Below are 3,470 nucleotides of genomic sequence, written 5' to 3'. Positions count from 1 at the left end.
CCCATACCACGCTGATGGGGTAGAATTTCAAGCGCATGCACCATCGCAATCCTCTTATAGATCCCGACATAACCCGTGCCAGAGGGTTGTTCGTTCCAACGTCCCAACAGGCCCGTTTTGACGCAACCAGAGCGTTCCATCACATCGACACGGGCAGTGCTAATACCACCCGAAGCCCAGATATCGCGCATGATTTGTAGCGGTTCCCAAATTGTGAACGCAGTCACCCGTGGGATTGCAACGCCCGTAAGGTGTGTGATCGGGCAGATATAAAAATTAACCGGATCTTTGATCGCATAGCCATGTGCAGCAAGCATATTGTCCAATTCCGTTTCGCCCTCACGCACCATGAACAAGCTTGGTTGTCCGAGGTCTTTCATTGCGGCTTCACCGCTCTTCAAGTCTTCCGCATCAAAGCGATCCTCTGCGGTCGCCGCGGACACGCGTTGCCCACCGCCTTGCCCATCACGTATCGTCCAAGGTCCAACACGCGTTTCGCTTGCGGCCGGCCAAGTGCGCGCGCATACCTCGTAAAGGATATCTATGGAGGGCAAATCGCTCAAACTGCCATCTCCGCCGCAAGGCGTGCAATCGCCTCCTCGATCTGCGCGTTGTCTTGCCCTCGAACCACAATGTTAGACCCGTATTTTCCATCCTTTTGAAACGGATAGGACCCGATGGATAACTCTGGGTAGTCTTTCGCCAATTGTCCAAGCGGATCCGCAATATCGCCTTCCCCGCGATCAATGCGCAGGCTTTGGCTAAGCAAAGGCGCGCCACCCGTCAGCGTTGGCATCACCGTTGCAACCATCGCTTTGAACACGGACGGAACACCGGCCATCACATGCACATTTCCCAGCTTAAAGCCCGGCGCGATGGAAACGGGATTGTCGATCAGCGTCGCGCCCTCAGGTATACGCGCCATGCGTAGGCGGGCCTCATTCAGCTCGCTCTCTTGACGTTGGTAATGCGCGGCAAGCAGCGCGCGCGCATCTTCGCGCACGTCAATCGACGCACCAAAAGCCTCCGCGATACAATCGGCGGTGATATCGTCATGCGTTGGGCCAATGCCACCGCTGGTAAATACATGTTCGAACGTCTCTGAGAGCGCGCGGGCAGCCGCGACAATTGAGGGCGCATCATCGCTAACCACACGCACTTCGCGCAGGTCAATGCCGTGGGATGTCAGTTCTTTTGCCAAATGGTTCGTGTTGCTGTCCAAGGTGCGCCCAGACAGAATTTCATCGCCAATGACCAACATTGCGGCTGTGGGGTTAGACATATGCGGCTCTCCTTGATGACGCTTTGGGATGGGTATAGGCCGTGCGTCATGCGCTTTCAAACCGATCTCATCCCCGCTCGTCTAATTCGTCGCTATAAACGCTTTCTTGCCGATGCACGGCTGGAAGATGGGCGCGAGATTACCGCCCACTGCGCCAATCCCGGTTCGATGATGGGGCTTGCGGATGAAGGTATGAAGATCTGGTTAGAGCCCAATGATGATCCCAAGAAAAGGCTGAAATATGGCTGGCGCTTGGTAGATCATGAGAACGGGCATTTCACGGGGGTGGATACGTCCGTGCCGAACCGCGCATTGAAAGCCGCGTTAGAAGCGCGTGAGGTTGCGGGGCTTGGCGATTATGAAACTGTCCAGCCAGAGGTGAAATACGGCGAGAACAGCCGCATTGATTTCCTGCTGCAAGGTGGTGGGCCGGATACATACGTTGAAGTGAAAAGCGTGACGTTGAGCCGTGAGGCAGGGCTGGCGGAGTTCCCTGATAGCGTCACCAAACGCGGTGCGAAGCATTTGGCGGAATTGGCGAATATGCGCGCGCAGGGGCACCGCGCGGTGATGGTATATCTGGTGCAGCGGACGGATTGTACGCAGATGACTTTGGCGGGGGATATTGATCCGACCTATGCGCAGGCCTTTGCGGATGCAAAGGCGGTTGGTGTTGAAGCGATGTGTTTGGATACCAAGATCACGCCTGAAGGGGTTTGGGTTGGGGAGCCTTTGGAGTTTACTCGAAATTGATGGCTGGCTTGCGCCAAAAACCTTTCAATTCAAGATTGCCCTAAGCCGCTGCCGAACAACCGAATACATAGCTTTCATCAACAAATAGAAATGGACGCCTTGAATGACTACGATGACGATCCCAATCGGGCTCTTGTCTGCATTTTTTCTCTTCGCAAGTTCTATCAAAATTTTCGGATGGCAGAAATTTATCTTCGAAACTCAACTCGCGATGTTCATCAAATATGGACTAAATCGTCAAGTAATGACGCTTGTCGGCTTAGTTGAACTCATCAGCGCCATCACAATTTGGCTTCAATGGTCTTGGATCGGCACGATTGCAGCACTAACCCTTTTGGCGACCTCTATAGGTGCGATTGGATGTCACCTCATTTGGGACACTTGGAAAGACGGCGTTCCAGCAGTGATAATCGGACTTCTCAGCGCCTTTGTCGCTTGGGTTGGCAAAGCTCCTCTTTTGACGATGCTTGGCTTAACCTGACAGCACCACAGAATTTGTACACTTCAACCCTAGAACCCCACGCCAATCCTAATTATACACGCTTCAAGCAACGCACGCTAAGGAGCACATTCCATGATCGGGAAATCTCGCGGCCGTATGACCAAAGAAGGCATTCGCATCTATGAAGAGGCGGATTTTGCAGGCATGGCGGCGGCTGGTAAATTGGCCGCTGAAATTCTGGATATTTTGGCGGAACATGTGGTTGTGGGTCAGACGACGGGTGCGCTTGATAAAATGATCGAGGATCATGTAAACGCGGCTGGTGCGACCTCTGCCACGATTGGCTACAAGGGCTACAAACACGCGAGTTGCATTTCGATTAACCACGTTGTGTGTCACGGAATCCCCGGTGATAAAAAGCTTAAAGACGGTGATATCGTAAACATCGACGTGACCGTGATCGTAGATGGTTGGTTCGGTGACACGAGCCGCATGTATGTGGCAGGCAAGCTATCGCGCAAAACTGAACGCCTGATCCAAGTCACGCATGACGCTTTGTTCAAAGGGATTGAGGCCGTGAAGCCGGGCAACACGTTTGGCGACATTGGCGCGGCGATCCAGACCTTCGTGGAAGGGCATCGCATGTCCGTCGTGCGCGATTTTTGTGGGCATGGCTTGGGACGCGTATTTCACGCGCCGCCCAATGTTGTGCACTACGGCAAAGCGGGAACAGGCGCGGTATTGGAGCCCGGTATGTTCTTTACAATTGAACCGATGGTGAACTTGGGACGGCCAGAGACTAAGGTTCTGGCAAATGATTGGACCGCTGTGACGCGCGATAAATCGCTGTCCGCGCAGTTTGAGCATTCCATCGGGGTGACCGAGACTGGCTACGAGATATTTACGCTTTCGCCTGCTGGGACGTTTCATCCGACGTATGAGGATTGAGGATTGAGGATTGAGGATTGAGGATTGAGGATTGGATCCTGAGTT

The 3,470-nt window shown here is 53.5% G+C and carries 5 protein-coding genes; 3 read left to right on the top strand and 2 right to left on the bottom strand.

From position 1 onward, the window contains the following. Both QZ279_RS08435 and QZ279_RS08430 read right to left on the bottom strand, forming a co-directional pair. Positions 1-563, bottom strand: a 563-nt coding sequence (locus tag QZ279_RS08435; RefSeq protein ID WP_293449924.1) for a GNAT family N-acetyltransferase, incomplete at its 3' end; no start/stop codon positions are given. After that, entirely contained in the window at positions 560-1,282 is a 723-nt protein-coding gene (locus QZ279_RS08430; RefSeq protein ID WP_293449923.1) for a molybdopterin-binding protein, read from the bottom strand. The genes QZ279_RS08430 and QZ279_RS08435, both read right to left, overlap by 4 nt. A gap of 48 nt (positions 1,283-1,330) precedes the next feature. Here QZ279_RS08430 and sfsA point away from each other — a divergent pair, with 48 nt between their 5' ends. From sfsA to map, 3 genes are all read left to right on the top strand, one after another. After that, a complete protein-coding gene (sfsA, locus tag QZ279_RS08425; RefSeq protein WP_293449922.1) occupies positions 1,331-2,035 on the top strand; it encodes a DNA/RNA nuclease SfsA in 705 nt (234 codons plus the stop codon). Positions 2,036-2,138: 103 nt separating this feature from the next. Beyond that, complete coding sequence (locus QZ279_RS08420; RefSeq protein WP_293449921.1) at positions 2,139-2,516, top strand: DoxX family protein; 378 nt, start codon at positions 2,139-2,141, stop codon at positions 2,514-2,516. Between the two features lie 93 nt (positions 2,517-2,609). Next, complete coding sequence (gene map, locus QZ279_RS08415) at positions 2,610-3,425, top strand: type I methionyl aminopeptidase (RefSeq protein ID WP_293449920.1); 816 nt, start codon at positions 2,610-2,612, stop codon at positions 3,423-3,425. Positions 3,426-3,470 lie beyond the last annotated feature (45 nt).

The sequence above is a fragment of the Planktotalea sp. genome (genome assembly GCF_018607965.1).
Classification (GTDB): Bacteria; Pseudomonadota; Alphaproteobacteria; order Rhodobacterales; family Rhodobacteraceae; genus Planktotalea.
The sequence above is the reverse complement of the archived record's forward strand: the minus strand, read 5'-3'. Positions and strand labels throughout refer to the sequence as shown.

Bases quoted from the DNA above. Each gene is read 5' to 3' on its own strand.
- QZ279_RS08430 (WP_293449923.1), bottom strand. From the start codon at position 1,282: ATGTCTAACCCCACAGCCGCAATGTTGGTCATTGGCGATGAAATTCTG.
- sfsA (WP_293449922.1), top strand. From the start codon at position 1,331: ATGCGCTTTCAAACCGATCTCATCCCCGCTCGTCTAATTCGTCGCTAT.
- QZ279_RS08420 (WP_293449921.1), top strand. From the start codon at position 2,139: ATGACTACGATGACGATCCCAATCGGGCTCTTGTCTGCATTTTTTCTC.
- map (WP_293449920.1), top strand. From the start codon at position 2,610: ATGATCGGGAAATCTCGCGGCCGTATGACCAAAGAAGGCATTCGCATC.